The sequence below is a fragment of the Nocardia tengchongensis genome (genome assembly GCF_054781395.1).
The window spans coordinates 51,894-69,133 of the sequence record NZ_BAAGUM010000010.1 but is presented as its reverse complement, the minus strand read 5'-3'; the positions used below and the strand labels follow the sequence as shown (position 1 = coordinate 69,133).

15 protein-coding genes and 1 tRNA gene are annotated in these 17,240 nt (G+C 68.9%); 6 read left to right on the top strand and 10 right to left on the bottom strand.

Annotated features, from left to right (window positions below):
* Positions 1-33: 33 nt before the first annotated feature.
* The 4 genes from ACYVKL_RS24415 to ACYVKL_RS24400 form a co-directional block, all read right to left on the bottom strand.
* Entirely contained in the window at positions 34-387 is a 354-nt protein-coding gene (locus ACYVKL_RS24415; RefSeq protein WP_379173893.1) for a hypothetical protein, read from the bottom strand.
* Between the two features lie 99 nt (positions 388-486).
* Positions 487-1,602 (bottom strand): ABC transporter ATP-binding protein, encoded by a 1,116-nt coding sequence (locus tag ACYVKL_RS24410; RefSeq protein WP_379173895.1) that lies wholly within the window; start codon positions 1,600-1,602, stop codon positions 487-489.
* Positions 1,599-3,182 carry an ABC transporter permease gene (locus tag ACYVKL_RS24405; protein WP_379173896.1) on the bottom strand — a complete coding sequence of 528 codons (1,584 nt, stop codon included), beginning with the start codon at positions 3,180-3,182 and terminating at the stop codon, positions 1,599-1,601. The genes ACYVKL_RS24410 and ACYVKL_RS24405 overlap by 4 nt, the downstream gene beginning before the upstream one ends.
* 2 nt (positions 3,183-3,184) lie before the next feature.
* Positions 3,185-4,207, bottom strand: a complete 1,023-nt coding sequence (locus ACYVKL_RS24400; RefSeq protein ID WP_379173898.1) for an iron ABC transporter substrate-binding protein — start codon at positions 4,205-4,207, stop codon at positions 3,185-3,187.
* Between the two features lie 110 nt (positions 4,208-4,317).
* Here ACYVKL_RS24400 and ACYVKL_RS24395 point away from each other — a divergent pair, with 110 nt between their 5' ends.
* Positions 4,318-4,761, top strand: coding sequence for an Rv0361 family membrane protein (locus tag ACYVKL_RS24395; RefSeq protein ID WP_379173900.1), 444 nt, complete (start codon positions 4,318-4,320; stop codon positions 4,759-4,761).
* A 41-nt stretch (positions 4,762-4,802) separates the two neighbouring features.
* On the opposite strand, the gene ACYVKL_RS24390 is transcribed toward ACYVKL_RS24395, so the two are convergent.
* Positions 4,803-4,876 (bottom strand) — tRNA-Cys (locus tag ACYVKL_RS24390).
* 109 nt (positions 4,877-4,985) lie between these two features.
* Between ACYVKL_RS24390 and ACYVKL_RS24385 the strand changes: the two genes are divergently transcribed.
* Both ACYVKL_RS24385 and ACYVKL_RS24380 read left to right on the top strand, forming a co-directional pair.
* Positions 4,986-5,528 carry a MarR family winged helix-turn-helix transcriptional regulator gene (locus ACYVKL_RS24385; RefSeq protein WP_379173901.1) on the top strand — a complete coding sequence of 181 codons (543 nt, stop codon included), beginning with the start codon at positions 4,986-4,988 and terminating at the stop codon, positions 5,526-5,528.
* 76 nt (positions 5,529-5,604) lie between these two features.
* Positions 5,605-6,660, top strand: a complete 1,056-nt coding sequence (locus tag ACYVKL_RS24380) for a hypothetical protein (protein WP_379173902.1) — start codon at positions 5,605-5,607, stop codon at positions 6,658-6,660.
* A gap of 57 nt (positions 6,661-6,717) precedes the next feature.
* On the opposite strand, the gene ACYVKL_RS24375 is transcribed toward ACYVKL_RS24380, so the two are convergent.
* Genes ACYVKL_RS24375 through ACYVKL_RS24355 form a run of 5 tightly spaced genes read right to left on the bottom strand, consistent with a single transcriptional unit; the run spans position 6,718 to position 12,130 of the window.
* Positions 6,718-7,494 carry an enoyl-CoA hydratase gene (locus ACYVKL_RS24375; protein WP_213557769.1) on the bottom strand — a complete coding sequence of 259 codons (777 nt, stop codon included), beginning with the start codon at positions 7,492-7,494 and terminating at the stop codon, positions 6,718-6,720.
* Positions 7,491-8,393 carry a 3-hydroxyisobutyrate dehydrogenase gene (mmsB, locus tag ACYVKL_RS24370; protein ID WP_379173903.1) on the bottom strand — a complete coding sequence of 301 codons (903 nt, stop codon included), beginning with the start codon at positions 8,391-8,393 and terminating at the stop codon, positions 7,491-7,493. Before mmsB ends, ACYVKL_RS24375 begins: the two co-directional genes overlap by 4 nt.
* Complete coding sequence (locus ACYVKL_RS24365) at positions 8,393-9,490, bottom strand: enoyl-CoA hydratase/isomerase family protein (protein ID WP_379173904.1); 1,098 nt, start codon at positions 9,488-9,490, stop codon at positions 8,393-8,395. Before ACYVKL_RS24365 ends, mmsB begins: the two co-directional genes overlap by 1 nt.
* Positions 9,487-10,626, bottom strand: coding sequence for an acyl-CoA dehydrogenase family protein (locus ACYVKL_RS24360; RefSeq protein WP_379173905.1), 1,140 nt, complete (start codon positions 10,624-10,626; stop codon positions 9,487-9,489). Before ACYVKL_RS24360 ends, ACYVKL_RS24365 begins: the two co-directional genes overlap by 4 nt.
* Positions 10,627-10,630: 4 nt before the next feature.
* Positions 10,631-12,130, bottom strand: a complete 1,500-nt coding sequence (locus ACYVKL_RS24355; protein ID WP_213557772.1) for a CoA-acylating methylmalonate-semialdehyde dehydrogenase — start codon at positions 12,128-12,130, stop codon at positions 10,631-10,633.
* Between the two features lie 126 nt (positions 12,131-12,256).
* Here ACYVKL_RS24355 and icmF point away from each other — a divergent pair, with 126 nt between their 5' ends.
* From icmF to ACYVKL_RS24340, 3 genes are all read left to right on the top strand, one after another.
* Positions 12,257-15,484: a fused isobutyryl-CoA mutase/GTPase IcmF gene (gene icmF / locus ACYVKL_RS24350; protein WP_379173906.1), complete on the top strand. Its 3,228-nt coding sequence runs from the start codon at positions 12,257-12,259 to the stop codon at positions 15,482-15,484.
* 159 nt (positions 15,485-15,643) lie between these two features.
* Positions 15,644-15,991 carry a hypothetical protein gene (locus ACYVKL_RS24345; RefSeq protein ID WP_379173907.1) on the top strand — a complete coding sequence of 116 codons (348 nt, stop codon included), beginning with the start codon at positions 15,644-15,646 and terminating at the stop codon, positions 15,989-15,991.
* 185 nt (positions 15,992-16,176) lie between these two features.
* Positions 16,177-17,238, top strand: a complete 1,062-nt coding sequence (locus tag ACYVKL_RS24340; RefSeq protein ID WP_379173908.1) for an amidohydrolase family protein — start codon at positions 16,177-16,179, stop codon at positions 17,236-17,238.
* Positions 17,239-17,240: the final 2 nt, after the last annotated feature.

Here is a 17,240-nt window from a genome sequence, read left to right as displayed (position 1 = left end):
CGAGGGAGGCGCGGGCGCGGGCCCGGGAAGAACTCAGGCGCAGCGGAAGCGGAAGGTCGCGACCGGGGTCACGCCCGGGACCGAGGTGACCTCGAGGGCGGCGTCACTGTCGAGCGAGCAGCCGACCGGGGTGCTGATCTGGACCCGGTAGCAGCCGGGCGCGCCCGGGTAGACGGCCGAGCCGTCGATGCCGGTGGTGATGGTGGCCGGGTTCGCGCCGCCGCCGCAGGGTGTGATGTCGGCGGCCACCCCGGCCATCGGGAACTGCTCGGTCCCGTAGACGGCCTGCACCTTCAGTGCCGGGTCGGCGGGCGGCTCGGCGGCGGCCGACGGCGCCAGGGCACAGGCGGCGGCGAGTACGGATGTGACGAGCAGCGTGCGGCGCACGGGGTCTCCTTCGGGACGAGCCGGCCGGTGATTCGGCCTCCGCGCCAATATAGGTGCTCCCCAGACCATTCGGTCACATTCCTTGGTGGCGCGGGCCGTTCACACCGCGGAGACCGCGTCCGGCAGGGTGGCCGCGCCGTTCCCGGCCGGGCGGCCCGCGGCCGCGCACTGCTCGGAGGTGAAAGCGACTGCCGCGCCGAGGACTTCGAGGTCGACCCGGTCGCCGACCGCGGGCGCGCCGACGCTGACCCGGCGGACCTGGATGGGTTCCGGGCGGCCGTCGAGATCGAGGGTGAGCATGACGTCCGCGCCGCGGAATTCGAGGGCGCGCACGGTGGCCCGGCCGTCGGTGGCCGCGTGGGCCAGCAGTTGTTCGGGGCGCAGCATGACCGCGCCCGCGCCGGTCGGGGCATCGGCCTGCACGGGCAGGCGGCCCAGGACGGTCTCGGCGGATCCGGCCGATCCGATTTTGGCGTCGAGTAGCACGGTGTCGCCGAGGAATCCGGCGGTGAACAGATCGGCGGGGGCTGCGTACACCTGTTCGGGGGTGCCGACCTGGGTGAAGCGGCCCGAGCACATGACGGCCACCTGATCGGCGAAGGACAGCGCCTCTTCCTGGTCGTGGGTGACCAGGATGCTGGTCATGCCCGCGGCGCGCAGGGTTTCGGCGACGGCCTGCCGGGTGGCGGCGCGCAGTCCGGTGTCGAGGGCGCTGAAGGGTTCGTCGAGCAGCATGAGGGCGGGTTTGCGGGCCATGGCGCGGGCGAGGGCCACGCGCTGCTGCTGTCCGCCGGAGAGCTGGTGCGGCCGCCGGTCGGCGTACGCCGGGTCGAGGGAGACCATCTCGAGCAGTTCGGCCACCTGCCGCCGGTGCTTGCGGCGGGCGCCGAGGCCGCCGCCGAGCCCGTAGGCGATGTTCTGTCCCACGGTGAGGTGCGGGAACAGTGCGCCGTCCTGGGCGACGTAGCCGATGCGGCGGCGGTGCGAGGGCACCGAGAAGCCTTCGCGGGTAATGGTTTCCCCGCCGATGGACACGGTGCCGGTGTCGGGGTTCTCGAAGCCGGCGATCACCCGCAGCAGGGTGGTCTTGCCGCAGCCGGAGGAGCCGACCACCGCGGTGGCGGTGCCGTCGGGCACGTCGAGGCCGATGCCGTCGAGGACCGGTGCGCCGGTCCCGAAGCTCTTGCGAACCTGGTCTACGACAAGACGACTCACAATCCCGCCGCCTTCCTGGATTGGGTGAACAGCAGATAGGTGACCGGCACCGAGGCGATGATCATGATCAGCGCGTAGGGCGCGGCGGCGGCGTAGTCCAGTTCGCCCGACAGCTGCCAGAACTGCATGGCGAGGGTGTTGGTGCCGGTGGGGGCGAGCAGCAGGGTGGCGGTGAGTTCGGTGGCCACGGCCACGAACACCATGGCCGCGGCGGCCGCGGCGGCGGGCGCGGTCAGGCGCAGGGTGACGCGAAAGAAGGTGGCGGCCGGGGATTTTCCGAGCGCCTGTGAGGCCTCCTCCAGCCCGACCGGCACCTGGGCCAGTCCGGCGCGCACGCTGACCAGGGCGCGCGGCAGGAACATCAGGGTGTAGGCGGCCAGGATGGTGGCGGCCGTCTGATAGAACGCGGGCAGCCAGCGGATGGACACGGTCACCAGCGCCAGCGCGATGACGATGCCCGGCAGCGAGCTGGTGATGTAGTTGGCGCCTTCGATGACGCGGGCGAACCGCGAGGTGGAGCGGACCGCGACCCAGGCGACGGGGAAGGCGCACACGACCGTGATCGCGGCGGCCGTGGCGGCCAGACCGACCGTCTGCCCGAGGGATTCGCCGATCTCGGTGCTGTGCCACACGCCCGCACCGCCGATCTTCAGCCAGCGCCCGATCGTCCACAGCGGTACCCCCAGGGTGCCCGCCAGCGCGCTGAGCAGCACGACGAGCATGGGAATCGCGCCCAGCCCCAACCGGATTCGGTGGACGCCGCGTTGCGCGCCGCCGCCGATCCGCGCGTAGCGGGCGCGCCCGCGCACCCCGGCCTCGGCCGCGAGCAGCACCAGGCACAGCAGCACCAGGACGCCGGACAGCGTGCTGCCCGCGGCTCCGGCGAAGCTGGATTGGTACTGCTGGAAGATGGCGGTGGTGAAGGTGTCGAACCGGATCATGGCGAACGCGCCGTACTCGGCGAGCAGGTGCAGCGAGATCAGCAGTCCGCCACCGAGAGTGGCCAGGCGCAGCTGCGGCAGCACCACGCGGGCGAAGACGGCGATCGGCCCGGAGCCCAGGGCCCGGGCCGATTCCTCCACGGCGGGGTCGAGCCGCCGCAGGGTGGCCGCCGCCGGGAGGTACACCAGCGGGAAGTAGGAGACGGTCGAGACCAGCACGCCCGCCCACAATCCGTGCAGCGAGGGGACGGCGCTGACCCAGCCGTAGCTGTTGACGAAGGCCGGGACCGCCAGGGGCGCGGCGAAGGCCGGTCCCCACCAGGCCGATCCGGGCACGTCGGTGCGTTCCACGATCCAGGCCAGGCCGACGCCGAGCACGACGCAGATCGGCACCGTGAACACCACCAATTCGGCGGTGTTGCGCAGCAATTCGGCCACGCGGGGGCGGAAGACGAGTTCGGCCGTCTCGTGCCAGCCGGTGGCGACGAGGGTGGACACGATGTAGCCCAGCGGCACCAGGGTGGCGGCCACCATCAGCAGGGCGGCGACGGTGACGAGCGACCCGGGCCGCGAGGCGAGTGCCTTCGCGACCCGGGTCGACCCGGAGTTCCGGGTGGGTACAGCGGTCCGAGCGGTCACGACTAGAGCAGGCCCGCCTGGGTCATGAGCTGGGTGACCTTCTTGGAGTCCAGCTTCGAGGGATCGATCTTGGGCGCGTCCAGCGAGGCCAGCGGCGGCAGTGCCGGGTTGGCGGCGACGTCGGAGGCCACCGGGTACTCCATGGAGTCGCCGTCGCGCAGCACCTGCTGGCCCTGCTTGGAGGTGATGTAGTTCAGGAACTTCTGGGCGTCGTTCTGGTGCTTGCTCGACTTCAGCACGCCGCCACCGGAAATCGAGACGAAGGCGCCCGGGTCCTGGTTCTTGAAGTAGAACAGCTGGGTGTTCTTGCTGTTCTCCTTGGTCTTGGCCTGATCCTTGAACCAGTAGTAGTGGTAGATCACGCCGCCGTCGAACTGGCCGGAGTTGACGCCCTTCATGACGGTGGTGTTGTTCTGGGAGATGACCGCGTTCTCCTTCATGCCCTTCAGCCAGGAGAGGGTGGCGTCCTCACCCTTCTGGGCGAGCAGCGCGGCGACGATGGCCTGGAAGTCCGCGCCGGAGGCGGCGCCGCTCCAGCGGCCCTTCCACTGCGGCTGCGCCAGGTCCAGCAGCGACTTGGGCAGCTGGTCGGCGGGGAGCTTGGCGGTGTTGTAGACGAAAACGGTGGAGCGCCCGGCGATTCCGGTCCACTTGCCGGTGGAGGGGCGGAACTGCTCGGGCACCTGCGCGAGGGTGTCCTTGTCGATGTCGGCGAACAGGCCGGCGTTCTCGACCAGCGCCATGGCCGGGGAGTTCTCGGTGATGAAGACGTCGGCCTTGGAGTTCTTGCCCTCGGCGACGATCTGGTTGCCCAGGTCGGTGTCGCCGCCGTTGCGGATGGTCACCTTGATGCCGGTGTCCTTGGTGAACGCGTCGATCCACTCCTTGGTGAGGGATTCGTGCTGCGCGTTGTAGACCACGATCTCGTTGTCGCCGTCGGACGAGCCGGAGCATGCCGTGGTCGCGCCGAGCACCGCGATCGCCGCCAATGCGCCGGACACCAGTTTCCATCGAGCCGCCGTCATGACCGTCCTTCCACTCGACGCTGAGGTTTGCCTAACCAACGTACAGTCCCACGTCACGGGTTGAAATGCCACCCCTCCGATCGACGCCGAATCGCTGTAGTCTGCCGTCGATGACTCGGCACAGGCGCACCCCCATCACCATCGGCATCGGCATAGCGGCCGCGGTTCTCGTGGGAGGTGGGATCGCCACCGCTATGACGTTGAACGGCAAGGACTCCGGCCCCAGCGACGACAAGCGGATCGAGACCACGCTGCGCGACTTCTACGGCACCCTCGCCACCGGCGGCGCCGCACAGGCCGTCGGCCAGACCTGCGCGAGCGATCGGGCCCAGTACGACGCGCTGCCGGAAGCCCAGAAGCAGGCCATGAACCAGGGCAAGGTGTCGATGAAAATCGATGCGGTCCAAGGCATCACCGTCACCGGCGAGCGCGCCACCGCGGTCACCCTGGGCACGCTCAGCCTGCCGGGCGCCCCCGACAGCAAGCGGTCCACCAACGAGCACCTGCGCAAGGAGAACGGCGTCTGGAAGGTCTGCTCCACCGACGGGAAATAGCGAGAACGCCTCCCGTGACGGTCACGGAAGGCGTTCCCCGATGGAGCGAGCGGCGGGAGTCGAACCCGCGTACACGGCTTTGCAGACCGCCACCTGGCCACTCGGTCACACCCGCATCGGCGAGTTCCATGGTGCGCCGGTTCAGGCCCGGGGCCGAGGTTTTGAATCACCGTGATTCCTATGGGGCGGGCCCGAGCGGTGCGCGACATGCGATGATCGGAGGCATGTCCCGTCCTCGTCCGCTGCCACTCGATCCGATCGAGGAGGCGCATCGTCAGTGGACGGAACACGGCTGGGGTGAGGTCGCCGACGGAATGGCGGCGGTGACGTCACTGGTGCGGGCGCAGCAGATCGTGATGGCGCGGGTGGACGAAGCGCTGAAGCCGTCCGGTTTGACCTTCTCACGCTACGAACTGCTGATGTTGCTGAGTTTCAGCAAGACCGGCGCGCTGCCGATGGCGATGGCCAGTGCCCGGCTCCAGGTGCATCCCACCTCGGTCACCAATACCGTGGACCGGCTCGAGGCCGCGGAGTTGGTGAAGCGTGTGCCACATCCCAGTGACCGGCGGGCAACGCTCATCGAAATCACCGATGCCGGAAGGGAATCGGTGGCCAAGGCCACCACCGAACTGAACCGGCGGGTTTTCGCCGACACCGGTCTCGCGCCGGAACGATTGCAGCTGCTGCTGCAATTGCTGGCGGAGTTCCGGCAGACCGCCGGTGACTTCGATCCGGGTAGCTCGCCCACCCGATGGTCCGGCCAGTAACCAACCAGCGACCCGACAGCCAATTTCCTGCGTCATAGTCTTGGCTTCGGCCCGCAAAAGGTTCACCATTGAGCGCATGGTGCTGGTCCTCGGGGTGTCGGCGGGCGCTGCTGGCGCACGCGCCATGCTCACCCATTCCGACCAGCCGCACCTGCCCCCCATCGACCGCTGCCAGGTGGTGCGCCGCTCCGGTGGCGGCAGCATGGAAGAGGCGGTCTTCGAGGCCATCCGGCTGATGCGGAAGTCGGCGGCCAAGCGCGACGAGTTCATCACCGGTATCGCGGTGACCTGCCGCAGCAGCAATCAGGCCGAGGCCATCCGCACCGCCGCCGGCCGCAATCGCCTCACCGTCATCGACGAGCCGGTGGCCCAGCTCAGATATCTCCGATTCACCCGGAAGCTACCCAGCGAGGGTTCGGTCCTGCTGTACGACCTCGGCGCGTCCGGGCTGACCCTCACCCAGATCGACTGCCGCAACGATGCCGTCCTCGCCACCAAGCGCAGCACCGTCGTGGGCGGCGACGGCCACGACGCCCTGCTGCGCTGGCTGCTCACCCGCGGCGGCGTGACCCTGGACCTGGCCGATACCCGCCGGCAGAAGGAGGCGCTGGCCTCCGAACGCGTGCTGGCCGTCTGCGACCCGATCTCGGGGCAGCGCATCGTGATCACCCGCAGTGATTTCGCCGAACTGGTCGAGGCGGGCATCCACCACTCGGCCTCCTTCGTCCGGCACATGATCGACGAGACCGGCATCCGGCCCGCCGGCCTGGCTCTACTGGGCGGCTGCACCCGCAACAAGAGCATCCGCGACGAGCTGAAGCAACAGCTGGGCTATCCGTTGATCTACGATCCCGAACCGGATCTCGTCTCCACCCGCGGCGCGGTCCTGCTGGCCGCCGAACGCCCCTCCGCCCGCAGCATCCGCAGTGTCCATCTGACACCGGGCGCGAGCTGCCAAGAGGTTCCCCACTCCCCCGTCTCCCGCCGCAAACTCGTTGCCGCGGTGGCGGTTACCGCCACGCTGGGCGGCACCATCGTCGGCGGGCTGGCCATGAACCGGGACACCGGCGCAGCCCACCCCGACGGCAAACCCCCGACCGTCGAAGTCGTCGGCCCGCCCAAACACGGCTGATAGCAAAAGGGTTCGGAGACCATGTCTCCGAACCCTTTCAGCGAGTAGCCGATTCGCTCACTTGTTGGTGAAGTTCGCGGGGCGCTTCTCGACGAAGGCGGTCATGCCTTCCTTCTGGTCGTCGGTGGCGAACAGCGAGTGGAACACGCGACGTTCGAAGCGCAGACCCTCGGTGAGGGTGGTCTCGAAGGAGCGGTCCACCGCTTCCTTGGCGATCATCACCGACGGCAGCGACATGGACGCGATGGTCTCGGCGACCTCCATGGCGGTGGCGACCAGTTCCGCGGCCGGGACGATGCGCGAGACCAGGCCCGCGCGCTCGGCCTCCTCGGCGCCCATATTGCGGCCGGTCAGGATCAGGTCCATGGCCTTGGCCTTGCCGACGGCGCGGGTGAGGCGCTGCGAGCCGCCCATGCCGGGGATGACGCCGAGCTTGATCTCGGGCTGCCCGAACTTGGCGGTGTCGGCGGCGAGCAGCAGGTCGCACATCATGGCCAGTTCGCAGCCGCCGCCGAGGGCGTAGCCGGCGACCGCGGCGATCAGCGGCTTGCGGAACGCGGCGACGCGGTCCCAGCCACCGAAGTGGTCGGTCACGAACATGTCCATGTAGGACTTGGTCTGCATCTCCTTGATGTCCGCGCCGGCCGCGAAGGCCTTCTCGGACCCGGTCAGCACGACCGCGCCGATCTCGTTGTCGTTCTCGAGCTCGTCGAGCGCCGCCGAGATGTCGCTCAGCACCTGCGAGTTCAGCGCGTTCAGGGCCTTCGGCCGGTTGAGCGTGATGAGGGCGACGCGGCCCTTGCGCTCCAGCAGAATGGTCTCGAAGTCGGTCACGCCGTCTCCCCTTCAGATCGCTTGCGGATATCGGTGACGATAGCGGAGAAGTCCTTGCCCGCTTCTTCCTGGTTGAAGCGGGTGTAGATCTCCGCCGCCAGCTGCCCGATCTGGCCGTCGACCCCATTGGCACGCAGCGCGTTCGCCGCGAGACCGAGGTCCTTGCTCATCAAAGCCGTCGCGAAACCGGGCTGGTAGTCGTTGTTGGCCGGGCTGGCCGGAACCGGTCCCGGCACCGGGCAATACGAGGTCAGCGCCCACGACTGCCCCGACGCGGTGGACACCACGTCGAAGAACTTGTCGTGGGTGAGCCCCAGCTTCTCGCCCAGCACGATGGCCTCGGACAGTCCGATCATGGAGATGCCCAGCAGCATGTTGTTGCAGATCTTGGCGGCCTGGCCGACGCCCGCGCCACCGCAGTGCACGACCTTGCCGCCCATCACCTCGAGCAGCGGCAGCGCCGCGGCGAAGTCGGCGTCCGCGCCGCCCACCATGAAGGTGAGGGTGCCCGCCGCCGCGCCCGCCACACCGCCGGAGACGGGGGCGTCCAGGGCCCGATGTCCCGCTGCGACAGCCAGTTCCGCGGCCTGCTTGGCGTCGCCGACGTCGATGGTGGAGCAGTCGACGAACAGGGTGCCCGGCTTGGCGGCCGGCAGGATGTCGCCGTAGAGGTCGAGCACGATGCGGCCGTTGGGCAGCATGGTGATCACGATGTCGGAGGCCGAGACCGCTTCCGCGGCGGTGGCGACCACGGTCGCGCCGTCCTGGCGGGCCTGCTCCTGCGCGGCGGGCGCGGGGTCGAAGGCGAGGACGTCGTATCCGGCCTCGACCAAGTTGGCGGCCATCGGCCCGCCCATGTGGCCGAGTCCGAGGAACGCGACCTTGGTGTTGTTGCTCATCATTCGTCCTTAGCTGCGGCCAAACCCAATTCGCGATCGCCGAGCGCGCCGAAGTAGGCGTCCACGTCGGCGTCGGTGACGCCCGCCAGGGTGGCGGGCGACCACTGCGGGTTGCGGTCCTTGTCGATGACCTGGGCGCGAATGCCTTCCACCAGGTCGTGGGTGTTGAGGGCGGCGACGGAGACCCGGTATTCCTGGTCCAGCGCCTGCTCGAGGTCGGCGGCCCGGCGCGCGTCGCGCAGCGAGCGCAGCGTGACCTTCAGCGCCACCGGCGATTTCGACAGCACGTCGGCGGCGGCCTTGGCGGCCTCGCCGCGGCCGTCGAGCTCGAGCCGGTGCACGATCTCCTCGACGGTGTCGGCGCTGTAGCAGGAGTCGATCCAGTCCTGCTGAGCCACGAACTCCGAAACCGGCGCGGGCTGCGCGAATTTCGCGATGGCCACCTCGACGTCGCTGCTGCCCAGCGCCTCCAGCAGCGCGGGCAGGTGCTCCGAGGGCACGAAGTGGTCGGCGAAGCCGGCCGCGATGGCGTCCCCGGCGGACATGCGCGCGGTGGTGAGCGCGATGTGGGTGCCGATCTCGCCGGGCGCGTGCGCCAGCAGCCAGGTGCCGCCGACGTCGGGGATGAAGCCGATGCCGGTCTCGGGCATGCCGACCATGGACCGCTCGGTCACGATGCGGTGCGAGGCATGGCCGGACAGGCCGACGCCGCCGCCCATCACGATGCCGTCCATGACCGCGACGTACGGCTTGGGGTAGCGCTTGATCAGGGCGTTGAGGATGTACTCGTCGCGCCAGAACTTCCCACTGGGCGAGTTGGCCGCGACCTGCGGCGAATCACCCTGTGCCACCGTGGCCTTGGCGTCGTTGTGGATGGCGACGATATCGCCGCCCGCGCACAGCCCGCGCTCGCCCGCGCCGGTGAGCACCACCGCGCGCACCGCGTCGTCGTCCGCCCAGGCCCGCAGCGCGTCCAGGATGGTCAGCGCCATGGGGTGGTTGAGCGCGTTGATGGCCCGCGGCCGGTTCAGCGTGATCAGGCCGAGCCCGTCGCGCGTCTCGATCAGAACCTCGGGTTCTTTCACCGTTTCGCTCATGCTGCTCCTACCACCGAGCGGGCGACGACCACCCGCATGATTTCGTTCGTGCCCTCGAGGATCTGATGCACCCGCAGGTCGCGGACGATCTTCTCGATGCCGTATTCGGCCAGGTAACCGTAGCCACCGTGGAGTTGCAGGGCCTTGTTGGCCACCTCGAACCCGGCGTCGGTGGCGAACCGCTTGGCCATGGCGCACAGCTCCACCTTGTCGGGGGCGTCGGCGTCCAGGGCGGCCGCGGCGCGCCACAGCAGGGTGCGGGCGGCCTCCAGAGAGGTCCGCATGTCGGCCAGCTCGAATTGCAGGGCGGTGTTGTCGAGCAGTCGCGAGCCGAAGGCCTTGCGCTGGGCCAGGTACGCGACGGTGCGGTCCAGCGCGGCCTGCGCGCCGCCCATCGAACAGGCGGCGATATTGAGCCGTCCGCCGTTGAGCCCGTTCATGGCGATGCGGAAGCCGTCGCCCTCGGAGCCGAGCAGGTTGGCGGCGGGCACCCGGGCGTCCTCGAGGATGACCTGCCGGGTGGGCTGGGCGTTCCAGCCCATCTTCCGCTCGTTCGGCCCGACCGAGAGACCCGGAGTGTCGGCGGGCACGATCAGCGCCGAAATCCCGCGTGCGCCTTCGGCTCCGGTGCGGACCATCATGACGTAGACGTCGTTGGCCCCGGCTCCGGAGATGAACTGCTTGGCGCCGTTGAGGATGTAGTCGTCGCCGTCGCGAACGGCCTTGGTGCTCAAGGCCGCCGCGTCGGAGCCGACGCCCGGCTCGGTCAGCGCGTAGGACGCCAGCAGATCCATGGAGGTCAGGCCCGGCAGCCACCGATTGCGTTGCGTCTCATCGCCGTAGGTGTCGATCATCCACGTCGCCATGTTGTGGATGGAGATGTAGGCGGCGACCGACGGGCAGCCCGTGGCGAGCTGCTCGAAGATGCGCACCGCGTCCAGCCGCCGCAGCTGCGAGCCGCCCACGTCCTCGCGCACGTAGATGCCGCCCAGGCCGAGCGAGCCCGCCTTGCGCAGGACGTCCACCGGGAAGTGCTTGCGCTCGTCCCATTCCAGGGCATTGGGCGCGAGCAGCTCGTCGGCGAAGGAGCGGGCGGTCTCGACGATCGCCTTCTCGTCGTCGTCCAGTACGAACATCAGGTCAGTCCATGGTCGGGATGACGAAGGCGTTGGACTCCTTCTGCCCCGCGGGCCAGCGCTGCGTCACCGTCTTGGTCTTGGTGTAGAAGCGGATCGAGTCCGGGCCGTGCTGGTTGAGGTCGCCGAAACCGGACCGCTTCCAGCCGCCGAAGGTGTGGTACGCGATCGGCACCGGGATCGGGACGTTGATGCCGACCATGCCGACCTGCACGCGGGCCGCGAAGTCGCGGGCGGTGTCGCCGTCGCGGGTGAAGATGGCGACGCCGTTGCCGTATTCGTGCTCGTTGGGCAGGCGCAGCGCCTCTTCGTAGTCCTTGGCGCGCACCAGCGCCAGCACCGGGCCGAAGATCTCTTCCTTGTAGATCCGCATCTCGGGGGTGACGCGGTCGAACAGCGAAGCGCCGGCGAAGAATCCGTCCTCGCCGCCCTCGACCACCAGGCCGCGGCCGTCGATGACGAGCTCGGCGCCCTCGTCGACGCCGATCTGCACGTAGCTGTTCACGCGGTCGACGCCGTCGCGGCCGACCAGCGGCCCGAAGTCGGCGCCCGGGTCGTCGGAGAGGCCGACGTTCAGCTTGCCGATGCGCTCGACGAGCTTGGCGCGCAGCCGATCCGCGGTCTCCTCACCGACCGGGACCGCGACCGAGATGGCCATGCAGCGCTCGCCCGCCGAGCCGTAGCCCGCGCCGATCAGCTGGTCGGCCACGTCGTCGAGGTCGGCGTCGGGCATCACGATGGCGTGGTTCTTGGCGCCGCCGAAGCACTGGGCCCGCTTGCCGTTGGCGGAGGCGGTCTCGTAGATGTACTGCGCGATCGGGGTGGAGCCGACGAAGCCGACGGCCTTGATCCGCTCGTCGTGCAGCAGCGTGTCCACGGCTTCCTTGTCGCCGTTGACGACGTTGAAGATGCCCGCGGGGCCGCCGGCCTCGAGGAACAGTTCGGCCAGTCGCAGCGGCACCGAGGGGTCGCGCTCGGAGGGCTTGAGCACGAAGGCATTACCGCAGGCCAGCGCCGGGCCGGCCTTCCACAGCGGGATCATGGCCGGGAAGTTGAAGGGGGTGATGCCCGCGACCACGCCCAGCGGCTGCCGCATGGAGTACACGTCGATGCCGGTGCCGGCGCTCTCGGTGTACTCACCCTTGAGCAGATGCGGGATGCCGCAGGCGAATTCGATGACCTCGAGGCCGCGCTGGATGTCGCCCTTGGCGTCGGGAATGGTCTTGCCGTGCTCGCTGGACAGCAGCGCGGCCAGCGAGTCCATCTCGTCCTGCACCAGGGTCAGGAACTTCATCAGCACGCGGGCCCGCTTCTGCGGGTTGGTGGCGGCCCAGCCGGGCTGCGCGGCGGCCGCGTTGGCGATGACCGCCTCGACCTCACTCTTGCTCGCCAGCGGGACCCGCGCCTGGACCTCGCCGGTGCTCGGGTTGAAGACATCCCCGAACTTGCCGGAAGTTCCCTCTACGTGCTTGCCGTCGATGAAGTGAGTCAGTTCGCGAACCATGCCAGTCCTGTCTCGAAGCTTGCGCGCCATTTGCGCGGTATGTGGCGATCCTATAGTTGGACATCCAAGTATTGGTTGTGGGATAATTCACAGCACCAGAGCGCCTCCGAGACTTGGAGCAACCGCATGCCCGATCTGCATGTCCCGGTTCATCCAGTGCGGTTCGTGACCGCAGCCGCACTGTTCGATGGCCATGACGCGGCCATCAACATCATGCGAAGAATCCTCCAGGCGCAGGGGGCCGAGGTGATTCATCTAGGGCATAACCGCGCTGTCCAGGAAGTCGTGGACGCGGCCGTCACCGAGGACGTGCAGGGGGTGGCGGTCAGCTCGTACCAGGGCGGGCACATCGAGTACTTCGAGTACCTGGCGCAGGCGTTGAAGGAGGCCGGGGCCGGGCACGTGCAGATCTTCGGCGGGGGCGGCGGGGTGATCATTCCCGAGGAGATCGAGCGGCTGGCGGCGTCGGGGGTGACCATCTTCTCGCCCGAGGACGGGCAGCGGCTCGGACTGCCAGGGATGATCAATCGGCTGATCTCGGCGTGCGACGTGGATCTTTCGCGGACGCCCGCGGCGGTGGAGGCGGTGCTGAGCGGGGATCGGGCGGCGCTGGCACGCACGCTCACCTGCCTGCAGCAGGGGACGCTGCCGGAGGGCGATCTCGCGGCGTTGACGGGTGCGGCGGCCACACGGCAGGTGCCGGTGCTCGGCATCACCGGGACCGGCGGATCCGGAAAGTCCTCGCTCACAGACGAACTCGTGCGACGCCTGCGCACCGATCAGCAGGACAAGCTGCGGGTCGCGATCCTGGCGGTGGACCCGACCCGGCGGCGCGGCGGCGGTGCGCTGCTCGGCGACCGGATCCGGATGAACGCCCTCGACGGGGAGCGCGTCTACTTCCGCTCCCTGGCCACCCGGGGCGAGCGCGAGCTGCCGAACAATATCGACGCCATGGTGATCGCCTGCAAGGCGGCGGGATTCGATCTGGTCGTGCTGGAGACCCCCGGTATCGGGCAGGGCGACGCGGCCATCGCCGAGCACGTGGACGTGTCGCTCTATGTGATGACGCCGGAGTTCGGCGCGGCCTCCCAGCTCGAGAAGATCGACATGCTCGATTACGCGGATGTGGTGGCCATCAACAAGTTCGAGCGACGGGGTGGCGAGGACGCGCTCCGCGACGTGTCGCGGCAGCTGGTGCGCAATCGCGAGGACTTCCACGCCATGCCCGAGGACATGCCGGTATTCGGCACCAGCGCGGCCACTTTCAACGATGACGGGGTGACGGCGCTCTACCAGCATCTGAGCGGACTGCTGGCCGAGCGGGGTCTGCCGTTGCAGGAAGGTGTGCTACCCCGTGTCGAGACCCGGGCGTCCACCCGGTTCGCGCAGATCATTCCGCCGGCGCGGGTGCGCTACCTGGCCGAGATCGCCGAGACGGTCCGGGATTATCACGCGGACACCGAGCGGCAGATCGCCGCCGCTCAGCGGGTGCAGCGTCTGGAACAGGTACTCGCGGAACTCGATCCCCCAGCGGCACCCGCCGGACGGACGGAGGTGGCCGCCCTGCTCGCCGACGCCGAGCGGGCGCTCGCCCCGGAGAACGCCGCCCTGCTGGCGGAATGGCCCGCCGTGGCGGAGTCCTACCGCGGCGAGGAGCAGGTGGTGCGGGTCCGCGATCGGGAACTGCGCACGGCCCTGCGCCGGGAAACCCTGTCCGGCAGTTCGATTCCCCGGGTGGCGCTGCCCCGGTTCACCGATCACGGTGAGCTGCTGCGGTTCCTGCGGTCGGAGCATCTGCCGGGGCGATTCCCGTTCACGGCCGGGGTGTTCCCGTTCAAGCGGGACAACGAGGATCCGGCGCGCATGTTCGCCGGTGAGGGCGATGCCTTCCGCACCAATCGGCGGTTCCGGGTGCTGTCGGAACACGCCGAGGCCAAACGGCTGTCGACCGCCTTCGACTCGGTGACGCTGTACGGGCACGATCCGGCCGAACGGCCCGACATCTACGGGAAGGTCGGCACCTCCGGGGTCTCCATCGCCACGCTGGACGATATGAAGGCGCTCTACGCGGGATTCGATCTGGACGCGCCCGGCACGTCGGTGTCGATGACCATCAACGGTCCCGCGCCGACCATCCTGGCCTACTACCTCAATGCCGCCATCGATCAAGCGCGGGAGCAGTTCTCGGCCGAGCAGGGCCGCGAGCCCACCGACGCGGAGGCCGCGGACCTGCGCGCCCGCACCCTGGCCACGGTGCGGGGCACCGTGCAGGCCGACATTCTCAAGGAGGATCAGGGCCAGAACACCTGCATCTTCTCCACCGAGTTCAGCCTGCGGATGATGGCCGACATCCAGGAGTGGTTCGTGCGCAACGGCGTTCGCAACTTCTACTCGGTGTCGATCTCCGGCTATCACATCGCCGAGGCCGGGGCGAACCCGATCAGCCAGCTGGCCTTCACCCTCGCCAACGGCTTCACCTATGTGGAGGCGTATCTGGCGCGCGGCATGGACATCGACGATTTCGCGCCCAACCTGTCGTTCTTCTTCTCCAACGGCATGGACGCCGAGTATTCGGTGATCGGCCGGGTGGCGCGCCGGATCTGGGCGATCGCCATGCGCGACAAGTACGGGGCCGGCGAGCGGTCGCAGAAGCTCAAGTACCACGTGCAGACCTCCGGGCGGTCGTTGCACGCGCAGGAGATGAGCTTCAACGACATTCGCACCACCCTGCAGGCGCTGACGGCGATCTACGACAACTGCAACAGCCTGCACACCAACGCCTACGACGAAGCGGTCACCACGCCCACCGAGGAGTCGGTGCGCCGCGCCCTGGCCATCCAGCTCATCATCAACCGGGAGTGGGGCCTGGCGATGAACGAGAATCCGCTGCAGGGCAGCTTCGTCATCGACGAGCTCACCGATCTGGTGGAGGAGGCGGTGCTGCGGGAGTTCGAGCGGATCAGCGAACGCGGCGGCGTGCTGGGCGCGATGGAGACCGGGTATCAGCGCGGCCGGATCCAGGACGAGTCGATGCTCTACGAACGCCGCAAGCACGACGGCAGCCTGCCGCTGATCGGCGTCAACACCTTCCGCAATCCGCAGGAGGAAGAGCACCGGGCGCTGGAATTGGCGCGCGGTACCGAAGCGGAAAAGCAGTCCCAGCTGCAACGAGTCCGCGAATTCACCGAACGGCATCGCGACGAGGCGCCGGAAGCGCTGGCCCGGCTGGCGGCGGCCGCGGCGAGTGACGACAATGCCTTCGAGGCGTTGATGGACGCGGCCCGCGTCTGCACTCTTCAGCAGGTCACGGACACGTTTTTCACCGTGGGCGGCCAGTATCGACGGAATGTCTGACCAGAACTGTCAATAGCGTTTTGCTATATCAGTTATTGAGATAGCGAAACGCTATTGTTCTGTCTCCGTTCGATTTTCAGGTGCGCGTCAATTTCCGATCGGCAGCAATTTCTCGGCTATACCTGAAATTGTTCGTCCGATCGGAAGACAGGAACCCCCATGACGCGTCATTCCATCAAGAGAACCACCGCCGGGCTGCTCGCCGCGGCACTTCCCCTGGTCGCCGCCGCGACCCTGTTCGCGGGCACGGCCTCGGCCGAGTCCACCGCCGGAGTCCCGCTCGAGCCGGTGGCCACCAACCCCGGCGCCCAGTTCCCCGACCCGGCGCTGAACGGCGCGGCGGCCGGCGCTCTCACCGGCAGCGCGGGCGGCGCGGCGCTCGGCTCGGTGGTCGGATCCATCCCCGGCGCGCTGGGCGGCTCCGCGCTCGGCGCCCTGATCGGCGGCGGCATCGGCGCGCTGGTCGGCATCCTGGACCCCAATGCCATCCCGCAGGTCCTGCCCTGATGTCCGCCTAGCCGTCCTCGATCGGTCTGTGCCGCGTCCACCTCGCCGGGCGCGGCACAACTGTGTATTGGGGAAGCCACACCGAGATGTGGCATGACCGAATTGACGGACCCCGCGGCGGGTGATCGTGGAACAATTCGGGCAGGCGAACCCCGGATGGAAGGCAGCTCATGGAGCTTGCGGGCATGACAGTGGTGGACGCGCACATTCACCAGTGGGATCCGATGACCACGCCACGCGAGTTCAGCGGGCTGGCGAAGCTGTTCCGGTATGTGCCGGTGCCGATCGACCTGGCCAAGCGGCTCGCGCCGAAGCGGGATCGCGAATTCGCCGGGGACCCCACGCCCGTCATGCACCCCTACCTGCCGCGCGACTATCGGTCCGACGCCGGGGACCTGCCGGTCGAGGCGATCGTGCACATCGAGGTGGAATGGGTCGGCAAGGGACCGCTCGCGCCCGCCGACGAGACCCGCTGGGTGGCCAGCCTGCCGTTCGGCGTGGACACCCCCGCGCTGGGCGCGATCATGGGCGCGGCCGATCCCACCGCGCCCGAGTTCGCGGAACTGCTCGACGCGCATCAGGCCGCGTCGCCCCGGTTCCGGGGCATTCGCTCTCGCGTCGAGTACCACCCGGACCCCGATGTGCGGAAGACCTGTAAGACGCCGGGCAAGCTCACCTCCGCCGCCTTCCTGAACGGCTTCGGCGCACTGGCCGACCGCGGGCTCGCGTTCGAGGCCTGGGTGTATTCGGGCCAGCTGCCCGAGGTGGCGGCGCTCGCGGAGCGGTATCCGGACACCACCATCGTGCTCAACCATCTCGCCACACCCGCAGGCATTTTCGGGCCGGTCGGACGGGACACCGGCCGGAATCCGGGCCAGCGCCGGGAACTGTTCGTGCGCTGGCGCGACGATCTCGCCGCGGTGGCCGCGCACCCGAATGTGGTGTCGAAGGTGAGCGGGCTGATGATGCCGATCCTCGGGCACCCCGTGCCCAAGCGCGGCGAGCCGACACCGGTTCCGGTACTGCTGGAACGGATTTCGCCGATGCTGGAGCACGCGCTGGACGTCTTCGGCGCGGACCGGCTGATCTGGGGCTCGAATTTCCCCGTGGACAAGCCGATTACGAGCATTCCCAATGCCGCGGAGGCGGTGGCCACCGCGCTGGCCGGGCACGGGGCCGACGACAAGGCCATCGAGCAGGTGTTCCGCCGCAACGCCGAACGGGTCTACGGCATCGACGTGCTCTGACC

Coding starts and splice junctions, on each gene's coding strand:
- ACYVKL_RS24355 (WP_213557772.1), bottom strand. CDS start 12,130: ATGGTTCGCGAACTGACTCACTTCATCGACGGCAAGCACGTAGAGGGA.
- mmsB (WP_379173903.1), bottom strand. CDS start 8,393: ATGAGCAACAACACCAAGGTCGCGTTCCTCGGACTCGGCCACATGGGC.
- icmF (WP_379173906.1), top strand. CDS start 12,257: ATGCCCGATCTGCATGTCCCGGTTCATCCAGTGCGGTTCGTGACCGCA.
- ACYVKL_RS24365 (WP_379173904.1), bottom strand. CDS start 9,490: ATGAGCGAAACGGTGAAAGAACCCGAGGTTCTGATCGAGACGCGCGAC.
- ACYVKL_RS24380 (WP_379173902.1), top strand. CDS start 5,605: ATGGTGCTGGTCCTCGGGGTGTCGGCGGGCGCTGCTGGCGCACGCGCC.
- ACYVKL_RS24340 (WP_379173908.1), top strand. CDS start 16,177: ATGACAGTGGTGGACGCGCACATTCACCAGTGGGATCCGATGACCACG.
- ACYVKL_RS24400 (WP_379173898.1), bottom strand. CDS start 4,207: ATGACGGCGGCTCGATGGAAACTGGTGTCCGGCGCATTGGCGGCGATC.
- ACYVKL_RS24395 (WP_379173900.1), top strand. CDS start 4,318: ATGACTCGGCACAGGCGCACCCCCATCACCATCGGCATCGGCATAGCG.
- ACYVKL_RS24345 (WP_379173907.1), top strand. CDS start 15,644: ATGACGCGTCATTCCATCAAGAGAACCACCGCCGGGCTGCTCGCCGCG.
- ACYVKL_RS24360 (WP_379173905.1), bottom strand. CDS start 10,626: ATGTTCGTACTGGACGACGACGAGAAGGCGATCGTCGAGACCGCCCGC.
- ACYVKL_RS24385 (WP_379173901.1), top strand. CDS start 4,986: ATGTCCCGTCCTCGTCCGCTGCCACTCGATCCGATCGAGGAGGCGCAT.